Below are 15,625 nucleotides of genomic sequence, written 5' to 3'. Positions count from 1 at the left end.
TCTTGCGGAGGAAACCCCCGCCTCGCCTGCCGGCCGCACCTCGTCTACCATAACACCCCTCTTTGTCGCGCGCGCTAATCTGGCCGGCCCATCCTACCACGGAAGCCCCATCTGCGCCCCGCATTCTGAATGTGGGATGTCCCACCCTGCACCTTTTCCGACGAATTGCGAAAAACCGCCCCGACGATGTGGGGCGCCATCGATGCTTGAGCTCTAAGGTAGTAGCCAGAGAGACATCCACCATGCGGTCGGCGCCCGTCGCGGGACCGGCCCCGAACGAAGGAGGGTTCACCATGACCGATTCATCCGGACTTTCCCGCCGCGGCTTTCTGCAGGCCGGCATGCTGGCCGGGGCCGGGGCGCTTGCCGCCGGGGCGCTTGCCGGCTGCGCGCCGCGCCCCCAGGAAACCCCGCACCCCGAAACCGCCTCGCAAGAGGCCCACACCTACTGGCTCGGCGAAGAACCCGCTGTGGCCGATGCCGACATTGTGGACACCCGCGACACCGACTTCCTCATCATCGGCGCCGGCAACGCCGGTATGATGGCCGCCGGCACCGCGAGCGACCTCGGCCTCGACTTCATTGTAGCCGAGAAGGGCACGAGCGTGGGCGACACCCGCGAGTACGTGGGCGCCATCAACTCCAAGTACGCCCTGGAAGTGGCCGATCCAGTCGATGAGATGAGGGTGCTCAACGAGCTGACGCGCTATGCTTCGGGCCGCGTGGACCAGCGCGTCATCAAGACCTGGCTTCGCGAGGGCAAGGAGATGATCGAGTGGATCACCCCCATCATGGAGGCCAACGGAAAGACCCTCGGCGTCACCCCCATGGAGGCCGATCATCCCGCTGGCGGCACCTACTACTTCGCCCCCACCATCGAGCACTTCTTCAACCCCACTTACGAATACCCCATGCGCAACGACATCCTGGAGTGGCACATCCAGGAGGCCGGGCACGAGATCAGCTACAACTACGACCTCGTGAAGCTCGACCACGACGGCAACCGCGTCACCGGCGCCGTGTTCGCCACGCCCGAGGGCCTCGTGCGCGTAAACGCCGCCAAGGGCACGCTGCTGGCCACCGGCGGCTACGCAGCCAACCCCGAGATGATCCGCGCGAACTTGCCGCTCGTCCCCGCCTGCTGTACCGCCGCTAGCTACTCGCCGCGCTGCGACGGTTACGGCCTGCGGGCAGGACTTTGGGCCGGTGGCATAAAGGACGTGAACGGCGCGCCAGTCATCTTCGATCGCGGCGCCGTGCCCGCCGGCGTGGACTGCGGCTATGTGACCGACGCCGATGGGCGCGAGCACTTCCCCGCCACCCACTACCAGCTTAACATCGGCAGCCAGCCCTTCCTGAAGGTGAACCGCAAGGGCGAGCGCTTCGTGAACGAAAGCCTGCCCTATGACACCCTGTGCAATGCGGCCAGCTACCAGCCCGGCGGCGTATGGTGCCAGATCTTCGACGGCAACGCCGTAGACGACATCCTGCGCTTCGGCACCACGGGCTGCGCCGCCTACACCACCGCCTTCATGCAGATGGGCATGCCGCTCGACGACTTCATCGCCATGGATGGCGGCACAGGTCTCATGCAGAAGGCCGACAGCCTGGACGAGCTGGCCGTGCTGCTCGGCTTTGAAGGCGAAGCGAAACAGCGCCTCATGGACACCATCGCTCACTACAACGACATCGTGGAGTCGGGCGTCGATACCGACTACGGCAAGGAGCCCCACCGCCTCTCGAAGATTATCGAGCCGCCCTTCTACGGCTGCTGGTTCGGGGGTGCGTTGCTTACTACCTTGGACGGCCTGCGCATCAACGAGGACATGCAGGTGCTCACCGCTGACGGCTCGGTGATCGAGGGATTCTATGCCGCCGGCGACGTGTCTGGCTGCTTCTACTCCGACAACTACCCCGAGTACATCGTGGCCTGCGCTTGCGGCCGCACCTGCACCGAGGGCCGTCATGTGGCCCGTCTGCTGGCCGGCGACCTCGCCTAGCCCCTAGCCCACCTGCTGAAAGGAGCGATTACCATGAGCGAAGAGAAGAACCCCACGACGGCCTCGGCCACCGAGCACGACCCCGTTATCGCCGGCACACCCGAGGCCGCCGGCGCCTCCCCTGCCCCCAAGCGCCGTGGACGGCGCACCGCCGTGGTGGCGGCCGTGGTGGCGGCCATCCTCGTGGTGGCTGGGGTCGGCATGTGGGTCTGGCACGAGCAGCCCAGCTTCTGCGGCGCCATCTGCCACACCCCCATGGACAACTACTTGACCACCTACGAATCCGACCTAAACAGCCCCGCCACCGACAAGTGGGGCAACGAGGTGGCCGATCCGCGCACCATGCTCGCCGCCTATCACGGCAAGCTCGGCAACGACTGCATGGACTGCCACGTGCCCACGCTCAGCGAGCAGATCGGCGAGGGCGCAGCCTGGGTCGCCGGCAACTACAACTTCCCGCTCGTCGAGCGTACCGCCAGCGAGCTGACGAAGGCATCGGGCCGCGACGCCGACGAGCTGTGCCTGAACGAGGCCTGCCACAACCTCACCCGCGACGATCTGTATGAGAAGACCGCTGACATGGGCACCTACAACCCCCATTGGGCCCATCACGAAGAGCTGGAATGCACCACCTGTCACAAGGCCCATCGCGCTTCGGTCATGTACTGCACTCAGTGCCACGCCCAGGCCGAGGTGCCTGAAGGGTGGCTCTCCATGAGGGAGTCCAATGAGCTTAGCGGCGTGAAAGCTCCCGTCGCGGATTAGGGGCGAAGCCATCTAAAACAAGCAATTCCGGCACTGCGTTTTATCTGGGGAAATGCTGCATATTCCCAGGTAGAAGAACCGCTTGCGCAGTGCCCGAAAACCGTGTTTTAGCCGCATCGGTTCCCGAAACGCGAGTTTTATTCACGCCGGATCCGGAAAGCACGTCTCAGCGGCACAGCGGCACGGCTGCGCAGCCGCACGGCATCCACGGCCACAAACGAAGGGCCTCCCGCAGGAGGCCCTTCGTTTGTCGCTGCAAGGCAGCACAAGCTTACTTCACGTCGTCCAGCTTCTTGCCGGAATGGTCGTGGGTCATGCACATGGCGATGAACGCGACAACTGCGATGGCCACCATGTACCAGGCCGGCGCGATGGCGTTGCCCGTGAGGTCGATCAACCAGAACGAGATGAACGAGGCCGAGCCGCCGAAGATGGCGTTCGCCAGATTGAACGAGAGGGCAAAGCCGGAGTAGCGCACATCGGTCGGGAACGTCTCGGTGAGATAGCTGGCCAGCGTGCCGTCGTTGATGGTGAGCAGAAGGCACATGAACAGCTCGACGATCAGAATGATCCAGAAATTCATCGTGCCGAGCAGCATGAACGCCGGAACCGTGAACACGATGAAGCCCACGCAGGCGCCGATGAGCATCTTCTTGCGGCCCACCTTGTCGGAGATGCGGCCGGATAGGAAGATGAAGGCGATGTAGACGACGAGCACGATGGTGGTGATGGTCGACGCGTCGCTCGGCGGGTAGTTCAGCGTCGTCTCCAAGTAGTTCGGGAGGTACGTGAGCACCGCATAGAATCCCACGGCATTCAGCACGCAGGCGCCGAACGAGATGAGCAGCACCTTGAGATGCTTGGTGAACAGCGTGCGGATGGGATGCTCCACCTTCTCGCCCATTTCCTTCATGCGCTCCTGCATTTGGGCATATACCGGGGAATCCTCGAGATGGGTACGGATGTAATGGGTGATGTAGCCCAAGGGAAGCGCCAGCCAGAACGGGATGCGCCAGCCCCAATCGACGACGAAGGCCGAGTCGGCTCCCCAGACGGAGAACATGAACGTGGCCAGAAGCGAGCCCACGAGCAGGCCTGTTGCCGTGGAGGCGGGCACCATCGAGCAGTAGAACCCGCGATGATTGTGCGGCGCGTACTCCGCGATGAAGGTGGCAGCGCCAGCGTACTCGCCTGCCGCCGAGAACGACTGCACCATGCGCAGCAGCAGAAGCAGCAGCGGCGCGCCCACGCCGATAACGGCATAGCCGGGCAAGCATCCGATCAGGAACGTAGCGCCGCTCATGAGGAGAATAGATACCGACAGGGCCCACTTGCGACCCTTCTTGTCGCCCATGTTGCCCCAGAAAATCGCGCCGATGGGGCGCACGAGGAACGAGAGCGCGAACACGCCGAACGTGCTCATCACTGCCACCGCGTGGTCTTCCGCGGGGAAGAACACCATGGCGATAACCGTGGCCAGATACGAATAACTTGCGTAGTCGAACCATTCGATGAAGTTACCGAGGAAGGAAGACCCCGTCACCTTGCGCAGGACGGCATGTTTCTCTGCTTCGGTCGCCTCAGCGTACGTCGTTGCCGGCCGTACCGCTTCCTTAGTGCTAGATGCCATGGTAATCACCCAACCCCAAGCGCTCCGTTGTAAAAGTTCCGGTCATGGCTTCTCCTTTCAATAAGGCCCTGACTTAAGCGTTTACCTTACCATAGGAATCAATTTATGCAGGCGGGATTAGCAAAATAGTTAGTCGCACAAATCCGCTTTTTCCATTTTGACCTGGAATCTTGCCGAAAAAGAAGGGAGCTTGATCCAACTTATGACAACGAGGACGCGCAAAAAAGGAGCCCGCACGATGCGGGCTCCTTGCACAGATGCCGTAGGCTGATGCGAAATGCTTACTTCCACATCTCGGGGCGCACGAGGGTGGGATCCTCGACGCGGTTCGGGAAGTAGTCGAGGCACTCGCCCTCGCGGTAGACGTCGGCGGTGGAGCAGTGCAGGCCGCCGCCGAACGGGTAGGCGTCGCGCAGGTCGCAGGGGATGACGTTCATGCCCAGCTTGTCCATCTGCTCCTGCTGGTAGACCTCGGAGGCCTCCACGATGACGGTCTTCGGGTCGAGGACCAGGCAGTTCATGGACAGCCACACGGAGGAGTAGCACAGCGCCGGCGGCTCGGTGTGCGCGGGCTGGGCGGCCTCGACGATCTGCCAGTCGTTGGCCTCGAAGATGGCGCGCTGCGGCTCGGGCAGCGGGCGGTGCGGGTTGTTGATGATCAGGCCCGGGCGCAGCGGCACGAAGGTCGCGTCGATGTGGATCGGGTAGGGGTCGCCGGGGAAGTTCACGGCGTGCACGCGGTACTCGGGGTAGTAGCGCTGGAACCAGTCCATGGCGGCGCGGTTGGTGGTCAGGCCGTGCTGGATGAACAGGTCCTTGCCCATGCGCATCACGTCGGCGGCGTCCCACATCGGCTCGACCTCGGTGGTCACGAAGTCCTTAGCAGCCGTACGCTCGAGACGCTCCTCCAGGGAGATCTTCTCGTCGTAGTAGTTGTGCTTGTAGGAGCGGTCGGTCAGGCGCGGGCGGGGGGCCTGGGTCCACTTGAAGTCGGGATCCTGCTCGAAGTACTCCTCCATGAGCGGCCAGTAGGCGAGATACTCATAGTAGCGGCAGCGGAAGGAGTTGGCGGCGGCCATGATCTCGTTGCCGATGGTCAGCAGGATGTCGCGCGGAGGCATGCAGGTCATCATGGAGTCGTTGCGGAAGTCCGGGGTGCCGATGGCCTGGTTCCACTGCAGAGGCGTCGGGCGGTCGACGACGACGCCGCGGTCCTCGAGGATCTTCACGAGGTTCTCGAGGCACTCGTTGCCGCGAGCCACGGTGTCGGAGGGACGCAGGCCCCACATGCCGCGCATCTCGGAGTCAACCGGCACCTTCTCAGAGGTGGCGGGCTCCTCCGGCGGGATGACGGAGTTGTCGCAGCGGCCGACGATGACGCGCTTCAGCGGATCCCAGTCGTTCCAAGAGCTGACGATCTTTGCCATAACATGTGCTCCTATCTCATAGGCACTCTTCCGTCTCTTTTGAGACTAGGGGCACTATATCATTTTTTGCACGTGCACAAAACCCTTTTACCGAAGAAAGTTTTCAATTTCCCAAAAAATCATTGTCATCTCGTCAATCACTGGGTTAAGGCCTTTTTGTGCAAGTGCTTCGGTCATCAAGAAATAGGGATGCTGCTCTAGCCGAGCGGAGTTGCTGCCGTAGCTGAGCGCGAGACGCTGTTCTTGCCGAGCGGAAGATGCCGCCCTAGCCGAGCGCGACGGCGGAATCCAGCAGCATGCGCGCGATCTCGCGCACGTCGTACCCTTCGGAAATGGCCTTGACCGCTCCCCCGTCCACCAGGGCGACCACTAGCGACGGCGTCAGACTGACACCGGCGCGAACAAGAATGCGGTTCACGGCCGCGTCCAGCGCCTCGCGACCCTTGCGGTAGGCCTCGGTAACGACGGGGGCCTCGGAGGCGGCGATGAGCTGAGCGTAATGGGAGGGCATGGAAACCGTGTCATCGGGAAGGCAGGCCTCCAGCAGAAGGTCGACCAAGCGCTCGCGGCATTCCTCGGGATCGAGGGCGTCAGCCGCCTGGGCCACCTTCTCGGCGCGCGCGATCCACAGTTCAATGTTGTAGCAGCCGGCCTCGTAGAGAAGCTCGGTAACGGAATCGAAGTAGTAACCGACCGAAGAAGAGGCCGCACCGGCCCATTCTGCCACTTTGCGGTAGGTAACGGCCTCGGGACCACGCTCGCGAAGCAGGGCGGCCGCAGCCAGCACCAGCGAGGTTCGCGTAATCTGAGCTTTCAGGGATTTGGGCTTGGACAACGGCTTAGTCATGAGAGACTCGCTTCCTTATTGATTACTTGGCGTGACTCTACCAGAAAATGCCCAACAATGAAACCCCAGATGAGAGTTATTTTCTGGAAATATTTGGAGTGCCATCAAAGTTTCGCTTCATTGTGCAAGTGCACAAGCAAGCGGCAGCCAGGCGACCCTCCCCGATCGCCCGGCTGCCGCAGAAATTGTCGCTTCCCGACTACTGGATCTCGGTCAGCTTCTTCTTGGAGTTGTCGTGGGTCATGCACATGGCGATGAACGCGACTACAGAGATGGCCACCATGTACCAGGCCGGCGCAATGGCGTTGCCCGTCGCCTCGATGAGGGCGATGGAGATAAACGACGCCGAGCCGCCGAAGATGGCGTTGGCGAAGTTAAAGGACAGCGCGAACCCGGAGTAGCGCACCTCGGTGGGGAACGTCTCGGACAGATAGCTCGACAACGTGCCGTCGTTGATGGTGAGCAGAAGGCACATGACGAGCTCCACGATCAGGATGATCGCGAAGTTCTGCGAGTTCAACAGGTAGAACGCCGGCACCGTAAACACGATGAAACCCACGCAGGCGATGATGAGCATCTTCTTGCGGCCCACCTTGTCGGAGATGCGGCCCGAAAGGAAGATGAAGGCGATGTAGGCCACCAGGCAGATCGTCGTGATGAGCGACGAGGAGCCGGCGTCGTAGCCCACGGTGTCCTGCAGGTAGTTGGGCAGGTAGGTGAGCACGGCGTAGAAACCCACGGCGTTCAGCATGCAAGCGCCGAAGGACACGAGCAGAGGCCGCAGGTGCTTGGTGAGCAGAAGCTTGATGGGTTTGTCGTCGGACTCGCCCTTCGCCTCCAGCTTCTCCTGCATCTCCTGGTACACCGGCGAGTCGGACACGCGAGTACGAATGTAGTGCGTGATGAGTCCGAGGGGACCCGCCAGAAGGAACGGGATGCGCCAGCCCCACTCGGTCACGAAGGACGAGTCGTGGCCCCAGGTCATGAACATGAACGTGGCGAGCGCGGAGCCGATGAGCAGGCCCGTGGCCGTCGAGGCGGGCACGAGCGAGCAGTACAGGCCGCGGTGGTTGGACGGCGCGTACTCGGCCAGGAAGGTGGCCGCGCCGGCGTACTCACCGGAAGCCGAGAACGACTGCACCATGCGCAGGCACAGAAGCAGGATCGGCGCCAGGATGCCCACGGCCTCGAAGGTGGGCAGAAGGCCGATCACGAAAGTGGCCGCCGACATCATGAGGATGGAGGTGGCCAGCGCCCACTTGCGGCCCTTCTTGTCGCCCATGTGCCCCCAGAAGAAGGCACCCACCGGACGCATGAGGAAGGACAACGCGAACACGCCGAAGGTCTCCAGCAGCGCCACCGTGGGATCGCCCGGAGGCATGAGCACGAGCGCGATGACCGTCGCGAAGTAGGAATAGGACGCGTAGTCGAACCATTCAATGAAGTTCCCGAGGAAGGAGGAGACCGCCACGCGCCTCAGTGTCGCGTGTTCCTCGCTATCGCGCTGGACTGCAACCACTGTTTCGCTAGACGCCATGGAAATCACCCAGATCCTTTCCGAACCCCTTTTTATTTTGTGTTTTCCGCATCGGGAAACACCCCCTTTAGAAACGAGGGAGGCCCGGCATCCGTGTCTCGCAGATGCGCGAACCTCCCCATCTTCGTGCAAGCTGGCACATCCCGGGGTCGGGAGGTTACACCTCGTGCCAGCCAGCACACGTGCCGCACCTTTTGGGCCGTGCGCGCCCTTAATGCGCCGAGGCCGCGCGAGAGCTTCGCACGGCCCCAGTTACATCCTAGTAGTCGCCCATGTAGTCAACTTGGGCCTTGCTGGCACGCAGCACGAACGCCTTCTCGGCCTTCTTGCCGCCGGCAGCCAGCTTGGAGAGCACCACGCGCTTCAGACGCGGATACGGATTCATGCCATACCACGCGAAGGCGGTGCCCCCGGTGTAGCACTCCACGATGCTGTGCACGGGAAGCGAGGCATCGCGCTCGGCATCGAGCTTGAGGTACTCGGCGATCTCGTCGGCGCACACATCGCGGATTACTTCCACGCTGATCTCGAGGTCGCGGGCCAGCTGCTTGAGCTGGTACTCCACCTCGGCCTCGTCGGCATGGGGGAAATAGGTCACGTCGTAGGTGACGGCAGAGAGCCCGGACGCCTTGGCGAAGGCGATGAACTTCTCCAGCGACACCATCTGCACATGCTCCTCGGTGCGCTCGGCGATGTCGAGCTCAGCGGGGAAGCCGGCCACGCCGTTCTGAGCGAACACAGCCTCCAGCTGCTCTTCGGTCATCGCGGGCTCGAACTCCACCGACGAGGCGATGTGCGTCAGGTTCTTAGTCATCTTCATAAGAAGCCTCTTCCTATACGGCAGTCATTTCTGACGCGCTGCTTACAGACCCTCGATGTCCTCTTGCTCGGCAATGCGGGCGGTGAGGTTCTCGGCGATCTCCTGCTGCTGCTTCGCTTTGCGCTCGGCCACCATGCCCTTGACGGACGGGATGGCGCCACCGGCGATGATCATGAGACCACCGATGATGGTGTTCACGGTCAGCGCCTCGCCGAAGACGACCAGGCCCACGAAGATGGCCACGGGCACCTCCCAGTAGGCGATGGTACCGTAGTCAGCAGCCGGCAGGTTGCGGCCGGCGACCAAGAGAAAGCCCAGAGCGATAGGACCGCAGATGATCCACAGCAGCACCGCACCGATCCAGTTGAAGGTGGTGAAGTGCACGGACAGCGCCCAGTTCTCCATGCCGGGCTGAGAGCCCAGGGAGTTCAGGATGATGGTGATGAGGCCGGCGCCCAGCACGGCGAAGATGAAGTTCCACACGCCGCGGGCCGTGGTGTCGGCGTCCTTGCGGTAGCCGTTGAAGAACATCGACAGGCCGTAGAACAGGCCAGACAGAAGGCCGAAGGCGTCGCCCACGCCCTTCTGCGGGAACTCGGGCGTCGAGGTCTCGAGGCTGAAATCAAGGCCAAAGACCTGACCGCCCACGCCGAAGCCGAGCAGACCCTCGCCGAACAACATGCCGATGAACACGACGAGCAGGCAGATCCACTGCAGGCCGCTCATGGGCTCCTTGCGGAAGATGCGGGCCGCCAACACGCAGATCACCGGGCCGGTGTAGATGAACAGTACGGCATTGGCAACGGTCGTGAGCAGCGTCGAGGTCACGTAGCATGCCAAGGACATACCAATCATCAAACCGCCGAGAGCGATGGCGGGAGTGAGCTTGAGCTCCTTGAAGGTCTTCACCTTGTGGGTGGCGACCATCAGGATGACGAAGAACAGCACGCCCATGCCCATGCGGCCGCAGGCCATGAGAGCGCCAATGGAGTCGCCGGCGTTCAGGCCCATGGTGCCATCGAACATATCCGTTCGCGTGGCCCAGCGGCTGAACAGGGGCACGAGGCCCATGCCGGTTGCAGAGATGAGCATGGCAATGGTACCCCACCCGGTCTTCATCTGATAGCCCTCGGTGGCGTTGGTGTTTTCCTGTGCCATAATCCCTCCTTTTTCTTTCCTCTGAGGTGAGATAGGTTGAATGGAACGTCCCCTCGCCCTTAAGAGAGGCGCCCCGGACACGGAACATGCCCTTAGTTCCGTGAAACAAAGAAAGGGAACAGGCCGCGCCTTTGCGTTGAAACCTGTTCCCCTTTCTTTTCTAACTTGTGCTTCTCAGGCAGCTGCCCTTAGCTGCTGATCGGCGATTCTAGCTCTCAGGCTGCTTTTCGAGCCCAGGAGCCCACGATAAGCGTCGTGCTTACTTCCACATCTCGGGGCGCACGAGGGTGGGATCCTCGACGCGGTTCGGGAAGTAGTCGAGGCACTCGCCCTCGCGGTAGACGTCGGCGGTGGAGCAGTGCAGGCCGCCGCCGAACGGGTAGGCGTCGCGCAGGTCGCAGGGGATGACGTTCATGCCCAGCTTGTCCATCTGCTCCTGCTGATGCACCTCGGAGGCCTCCACGATGACGGTCTTCGGGTCGAGGACCAGGCAGTTCATGGACAGCCACACGGAGGAGTAGCACAGCGCCGGCGGCTCGGTGTGCGCGGGCTGGGCGGCCTCGACGATCTGCCAGTCGTTGGCCTCGAAGATGGCGCGCTGCGGCTCGGGCAGCGGGCGGTGCGGGTTGTTGATGATCAGGCCCGGGCGCAGCGGCACGAAGGTCGCGTCGATGTGGATCGGGTAGGGGTCGCCGGGGAAGTTCACGGCGTGCACGCGGTACTCGGGGTAGTAGCGCTGGAACCAGTCCATGGCGGCGCGGTTGGTGGTCAGGCCGTGCTGGATGAACAGGTCCTTGCCCATGCGCATCACGTCGGCGGCGTCCCACATCGGCTCGACCTCGGTGGTCACGAAGTCCTTGTTGGCGGTGCGCACCAGGCGCTCCTCAAGGGTGATCTTCTCGTCGTAGTAGTTGTGCTTGTAGGAGCGGTCGGTCAGGCGGGGACGGGGGGCCTGGGTCCACTTGAAGTCGGGATCCTGCTCGAAGTACTCCTCCATGAGGGGCCAGTAGGCCAGGTACTCAAAGTAGCGGCAGCGGAAGGAGTTGGCGGCGGCCATGATCTCGTTGCCGATGGTCAGCAGGATGTCGCGCGGAGGCATGCAGGTCATCATGGAGTCGTTGCGGAAGTCCGGCGTGCCGATGGCCTGGTTCCACTGCAGCGGGGTCGGGCGGTCAACGACGACGCCGCGGTCCTCGAGGATCTTCACGAGGTTCTCGAGGCACTCGTTGCCGCGCTCGACGGTCTCCAGCGGACGGAGGCCCCACATGCCGCGCATCTCGGAATCGACGGGCACCTTCTCAGAGGTGGCGGGCTCCTCCGGCGGGATGACGGAGTTGTCGCAGCGGCCGACGATGACGCGCTTCAGCGGATCCCAGTCGTTCCAAGAGCTGACGATTTTAGCCATGGTTCATTCCTTTCTTGAGCACGCCCTAACCGTGCTCGCGACGATGAGGAATAATTACTATCGACAAAACCGATGAGCTGATCGGTCGGCTTTATCGATGGGTTCAATATAGCACCATTTTTGTTCACCTGCAAGAAAAAATTTCCCAGTTGAGCAACTATTTTTTTTGTTGACCTGTTGTGCATACGAGCAGAATAGGAAGAGCGCGTTCTCCACCTTCGCGGAGAACGCGCTCTTTTAATACATTAAGTTAATGTCAAGGGGCGCCTATCGCACTCCCCCTGACAGGTTGCGCATCGGTGCCTAGTCGGCGACGATGACGGTGCCCGTCTCGCCGCGCAGGCCGGCGGCCGCGCACTCGAGCGACGTGATGAGCGCCTTGCCCTCGGGGTAGGCCTCGACGTACTCGATGCAGGCCTCGACCTTCGGGAGCATCGAGCCGGGGGCGAACTGGCCCTGGGCGATGTACTCGCGGGCCTGGGACACGGTCATCTCGGAGATCTGCTCCTGCTCGGGCGTGTTGAAGTTGATGCACACCTTCTCCACGGCGGTCAGGATGATCAGCATGTCGGCACCGAGCTCGGCGGCCATGAGGGCGCTGGAGCGGTCCTTGTCGATGACCGCGGGGGTCCCGACGTAGCCGTTCTCGGTCTCGAAGACCGGCACCCCGCCGCCGCCGGTGGACACGACCACGTAGCCGTCCTCCACCAGGTCGCGCACGGCGTCGAACTCCACGATGCGCTTGGGGATCGGGGAGGCGACCACCTGGCGCCAGCCGCGGCCGGCGTCCTCCTTGACGGTGATGCCCATGGCCTCGGCCTTGGCCTTGGCGGTCTCCTCGTCCATGAACGCGCCCACGGGCTTGGTGGGGTTCTGGAACGCGGGGTCGTCCTCGTCGACGACGGTCTGGGTCACGATGCAGGCGGTCGAGCGCATGATGTCGCGGGACTTCAGGTCGTTCAGGATGGCCTGGGACAGCTGGTAGCCGATGTAGCCCTGGGACATGGCGCCGGCCTCGGGGAAGGGCATGTCCGGGGTCTTGTCGTCGTTGGCCGCCGCGTAGGCGAAGGCGTTGTTGATCATGCCGACCTGCGGGCCGTTGCCGTGGGAGACGACGACGTTGGTGCCGTCCTGGATCATGTCCACGATGTGCTTGGCGGTGTTCCGCACGAGCTCGAGCTGCTCCTGCGGGGTGTTGCCGAGGGCGTTGCCGCCCAGGGCGATGACAGCGGTCTTGCCGTTGCCCTTTTCGTAAGCCATAGATTTCACCTCAATCTTTCGGTGAACCAGCCAATCTCGCTTCTAGGTTGCATGTAAGAGAGACGAGACTGCGGTTCCAAACGGAACATAACATGCAACGGATGTGATTCTAGGTTTCAGGGCGATGACGACGCCGCGCAGAAGCATTCCGTTGTCAAATCGTAGGGGCGGAGCGCTTGTCCCCGCCCACTACTTCCAGCAGGGGCGAGCGCTCTCACTCGCCCCGATAAAGCATGTTCTGGGCAGATTAGCCGCAGAGGGTGGCGTACATGACGGCCTTGATGGTGTGCATGCGGTTCTCGGCCTCATCGAACACCTTGGAAGCGCGGGACTCGAACACCTCGTCCTCGACCTCCATCTCGGTGACGCCGAAGCGCTCGGCGATGTCGGCGCCGATGGTGGTGTTGGTGTCGTGGAAGGCCGGCAGGCAGTGCAGGAAGATGGCGCCCTCGTTGGCCATGGCCATGACTTCCTTGGTCACGCGGAACTTCTCGAGATGCTTGATGCGCTCGGCCCACACCTCGTCGGGCTCGCCCATGGACACCCACACGTCGGTGTAGATGACGTCGGCGCCGGTGCAGGCGTCCTTCACGTCGTCGGTGCACTTCACGGTGCAGCCGTTCTCGGCGGCGATGGCCTCGCAGGTCTTCACGAGCTCGGCGTCGGGCATGTTCTCCTTCGGGCCGCAGGCCACGAAGTTCATGCCGAGCTTGGAGCACACGACCATCAGCGAGCGGGCCACGTTGTTGGCGGCGTCGCCCATGAACACGAGGGTCTTGCCCTTGATGTCGTAGTTGAAGTTCTCCTGCACGGTGAGGATGTCGGCGAGCATCTGGGTGGGATGCCACTCGGTGGTCAGGCCGTTCCACACGGGCACGCCGGCGTTCTCGGCCAGATCCTCCACGTCGGTCTGGGCGAAGCCGCGGAACTCGATGCCGTCGTAGAAGCGGCCGAGCACGCGGGCGGTGTCCTCGATGGACTCCTTCTTGCCCATCTGGGAGGAACCGGGATCAAGGTAGGTCACGCCCATGCCGAGATCCATGGCGCCGACCTCGAAGGCGCAGCGGGTGCGCGTGGAGGTCTTCTGGAACAGCAGCACGATGTTCTTGCCCTCGAGGTAGCGGTGCGGGGTGCCGGTGCGCTTGAGATCCTTGAAGTTCTTGGAGAGCTTCAGCAGGTACTCGATCTCCTCGGTGGAGAAGTCGAGCAGGCGGAGGAACGGACGACCGCTGAGATTGATAGGCATGTTCTGTTTCCTTTCCCTTGAAAGAGACATTTGTATCGCGCGGGGCCCCCGAGAACCGGGGAACCCGCGCCTCTTTTACGGCCCAGCGCTGGCTGGCTAGACTGGGCCGGAAAAGACGGACGAAAGAGCGCTCCTTGGCGGAGCGGGCGCCTTGCGGCTTACAGGGCCTCGCGCCAGGCCGGCATGGACATGCAGCGCGGGCCGCCACGACCGCGGGAGAGCTCGGCCGAGGGCATCTCCAGGCAGTTGATGCCCTGCTTGTACAGCACGTCGTTGGTGACGTTGTTGCGCTGGTACACCACCACGGTGCCGGGGCGCACGCACAGGGTGTTGGAGCCGTCGTTCCACTGCTCGCGCTCGGCCGCGATGCGGTCGCCGCCACCGCAGGGAATGAGCTTCACGGCCTGGCCGACGTACTCGGAGAGCACCTTCTCGAGATCCTCGTTGCGCTCGCGGATCTTCGTGCCACCCTTGCCGTCCGGGGTGATCTCGAACACGGTGAGCGGACCCATGATGCCGGGATGGATGGTGAACTTGTCGTAGTCGATCTGGGTGAACACCGTGTCCAGGTGCATGAAGGCGCGGGAGGACGGGATGTTGAAGGCCAGAATCGTGTCGATGGTCGAGGTCTCGTCATTGAACACGTTGTGGGCGATGGCGTCGATGGCGTCGGGCTCGGTGCGCTGGGAGATGCCGATGGCCAGCACATGCTCGTTGATGTTCAGGATGTCGCCGCCCTCGATGTGGAAGGTGTCGTTGCGATCGTAGTAGGTCGGCGTGCCGGCGAAGTCCGGATGATACTTGAAGATGTAGTCGCCGTAGATGGTCTCGCGGTTGCGCGTCACCGAGTACATGCGGTTGATGGACACGCCGTTGCCGATCATCGCGAACGGATCGCGGGTGAAGTACAGGTTCGGCATCGGGGCGCACACGAGCTTCGTGCGGTCGGACACCATGTCCACGAGCAGGTTGGTGTGCTGCTGCGGCAGCTCCTGCAGGTTGATGCCCGCCATGGTCTTCATGACCATGTCCTTGGTGCCGGCGTACTCGCTATTGATGTAATCCTTGATGATCTGGGTGTACAGGTCGGTGCGGATGCCCGCCTCGTAGATCCACTGGTCGAGGAACTTCTCGCGCAGGGCCGGGTCGGTGTCCAGGGCCTCGGCCATAAGGTCCTCCAGATAGACGACCTCCACGCCCTCCTCGCGCAGAATGCCCGCGAAGGCGTCGTGCTCGGCCTGAGCGACCTCCAAGAACGGGATGTCGTCGAACAGCAGCTCCTCCAGCGTGTTCGGGGTGAGGTTCAAAAGCTCGTTCCCCGGGCGATGAAGGATAACCTTCTTGAGGTTGCCGATCTCGCTCTTGACGTTTACTCCTTGCATGTGACTCTCCAATCCGGCGGTTTTGAGATCCGCCATCATAGTTGAGAAGCTGCGGGCGCGTTTCAGCCCTCAGCCCATCGCGGTCGGCGCGATGGATGCACCCAATGTCTCAGAATCCGAGCCAGGGGGAAGAGGTAAAGCGGTATTA

12 protein-coding genes are annotated in these 15,625 nt (G+C 62.6%); 2 read left to right on the top strand and 10 right to left on the bottom strand.

Annotation, left to right across the window (positions count from 1 at the left end):
• The first annotated feature begins 293 nt into the window (after positions 1-293).
• Together ACW4QM_RS00315 and cgr1 are read left to right on the top strand one after the other, a co-directional pair.
• Entirely contained in the window at positions 294-2,000 is a 1,707-nt protein-coding gene (locus ACW4QM_RS00315) for an FAD-binding protein (protein WP_302223470.1), read from the top strand.
• A 33-nt stretch (positions 2,001-2,033) separates the two neighbouring features.
• Complete coding sequence (gene cgr1 / locus ACW4QM_RS00310) at positions 2,034-2,765, top strand: cytochrome c-type protein Cgr1 (RefSeq protein WP_302223471.1); 732 nt, start codon at positions 2,034-2,036, stop codon at positions 2,763-2,765.
• A 271-nt stretch (positions 2,766-3,036) separates the two neighbouring features.
• Here cgr1 and ACW4QM_RS00305 read toward each other — a convergent pair whose 3' ends face one another.
• The 10 genes from ACW4QM_RS00305 to arcA all read right to left on the bottom strand — a co-directional run bounded on the left by ACW4QM_RS00305 (position 3,037) and on the right by arcA (position 15,477).
• The gene (locus ACW4QM_RS00305) at positions 3,037-4,395 is read right to left on the bottom strand and encodes an MFS transporter (RefSeq protein WP_302223472.1); all 1,359 of its coding nucleotides are present in this window, start codon (positions 4,393-4,395) and stop codon (positions 3,037-3,039) included.
• 281 nt (positions 4,396-4,676) lie between these two features.
• Positions 4,677-5,822 carry a serine/threonine protein kinase gene (locus ACW4QM_RS00300; protein ID WP_114539333.1) on the bottom strand — a complete coding sequence of 382 codons (1,146 nt, stop codon included), beginning with the start codon at positions 5,820-5,822 and terminating at the stop codon, positions 4,677-4,679.
• A 265-nt stretch (positions 5,823-6,087) separates the two neighbouring features.
• Positions 6,088-6,669 (bottom strand): TetR/AcrR family transcriptional regulator, encoded by a 582-nt coding sequence (locus tag ACW4QM_RS00295; RefSeq protein ID WP_455798083.1) that lies wholly within the window; start codon positions 6,667-6,669, stop codon positions 6,088-6,090.
• Between the two features lie 199 nt (positions 6,670-6,868).
• Positions 6,869-8,206 (bottom strand): MFS transporter, encoded by a 1,338-nt coding sequence (locus ACW4QM_RS00290; protein WP_302012177.1) that lies wholly within the window; start codon positions 8,204-8,206, stop codon positions 6,869-6,871.
• Positions 8,207-8,465: 259 nt separating this feature from the next.
• The gene (locus ACW4QM_RS00285; protein ID WP_302012175.1) at positions 8,466-9,026 is read right to left on the bottom strand and encodes a hypothetical protein; all 561 of its coding nucleotides are present in this window, start codon (positions 9,024-9,026) and stop codon (positions 8,466-8,468) included.
• Positions 9,027-9,068: 42 nt separating this feature from the next.
• Positions 9,069-10,184 (bottom strand): DMT family transporter, encoded by a 1,116-nt coding sequence (locus ACW4QM_RS00280; protein WP_114548655.1) that lies wholly within the window; start codon positions 10,182-10,184, stop codon positions 9,069-9,071.
• A gap of 259 nt (positions 10,185-10,443) precedes the next feature.
• Positions 10,444-11,589: an amidinotransferase gene (locus ACW4QM_RS00275; protein ID WP_022739237.1), complete on the bottom strand. Its 1,146-nt coding sequence runs from the start codon at positions 11,587-11,589 to the stop codon at positions 10,444-10,446.
• A gap of 303 nt (positions 11,590-11,892) precedes the next feature.
• Positions 11,893-12,849: a carbamate kinase gene (arcC, locus tag ACW4QM_RS00270; RefSeq protein WP_417179580.1), complete on the bottom strand. Its 957-nt coding sequence runs from the start codon at positions 12,847-12,849 to the stop codon at positions 11,893-11,895.
• A gap of 247 nt (positions 12,850-13,096) precedes the next feature.
• The gene (argF, locus tag ACW4QM_RS00265; RefSeq protein ID WP_114548652.1) at positions 13,097-14,095 is read right to left on the bottom strand and encodes an ornithine carbamoyltransferase; all 999 of its coding nucleotides are present in this window, start codon (positions 14,093-14,095) and stop codon (positions 13,097-13,099) included.
• Positions 14,096-14,253: 158 nt separating this feature from the next.
• Positions 14,254-15,477, bottom strand: coding sequence for an arginine deiminase (gene arcA, locus ACW4QM_RS00260; RefSeq protein WP_455798082.1), 1,224 nt, complete (start codon positions 15,475-15,477; stop codon positions 14,254-14,256).
• Positions 15,478-15,625 lie beyond the last annotated feature (148 nt).

This window comes from Adlercreutzia sp. CNCM I-6207 (genome assembly GCF_977072305.1).
The sequence above is the reverse complement of the archived record's forward strand: the minus strand, read 5'-3'. Positions and strand labels throughout refer to the sequence as shown.

Coding starts and splice junctions, on each gene's coding strand:
- ACW4QM_RS00315 (WP_302223470.1), top strand. CDS start 294: ATGACCGATTCATCCGGACTTTCCCGCCGCGGCTTTCTGCAGGCCGGC.
- cgr1 (WP_302223471.1), top strand. CDS start 2,034: ATGAGCGAAGAGAAGAACCCCACGACGGCCTCGGCCACCGAGCACGAC.
- ACW4QM_RS00305 (WP_302223472.1), bottom strand. CDS start 4,395: ATGGCATCTAGCACTAAGGAAGCGGTACGGCCGGCAACGACGTACGCT.
- ACW4QM_RS00300 (WP_114539333.1), bottom strand. CDS start 5,822: ATGGCAAAGATCGTCAGCTCTTGGAACGACTGGGATCCGCTGAAGCGC.
- ACW4QM_RS00295 (WP_455798083.1), bottom strand. CDS start 6,669: ATGACTAAGCCGTTGTCCAAGCCCAAATCCCTGAAAGCTCAGATTACG.
- ACW4QM_RS00290 (WP_302012177.1), bottom strand. CDS start 8,206: ATGGCGTCTAGCGAAACAGTGGTTGCAGTCCAGCGCGATAGCGAGGAA.
- ACW4QM_RS00285 (WP_302012175.1), bottom strand. CDS start 9,026: ATGAAGATGACTAAGAACCTGACGCACATCGCCTCGTCGGTGGAGTTC.
- ACW4QM_RS00280 (WP_114548655.1), bottom strand. CDS start 10,184: ATGGCACAGGAAAACACCAACGCCACCGAGGGCTATCAGATGAAGACC.
- ACW4QM_RS00275 (WP_022739237.1), bottom strand. CDS start 11,589: ATGGCTAAAATCGTCAGCTCTTGGAACGACTGGGATCCGCTGAAGCGC.
- arcC (WP_417179580.1), bottom strand. CDS start 12,849: ATGGCTTACGAAAAGGGCAACGGCAAGACCGCTGTCATCGCCCTGGGC.
- argF (WP_114548652.1), bottom strand. CDS start 14,095: ATGCCTATCAATCTCAGCGGTCGTCCGTTCCTCCGCCTGCTCGACTTC.
- arcA (WP_455798082.1), bottom strand. CDS start 15,477: ATGCAAGGAGTAAACGTCAAGAGCGAGATCGGCAACCTCAAGAAGGTT.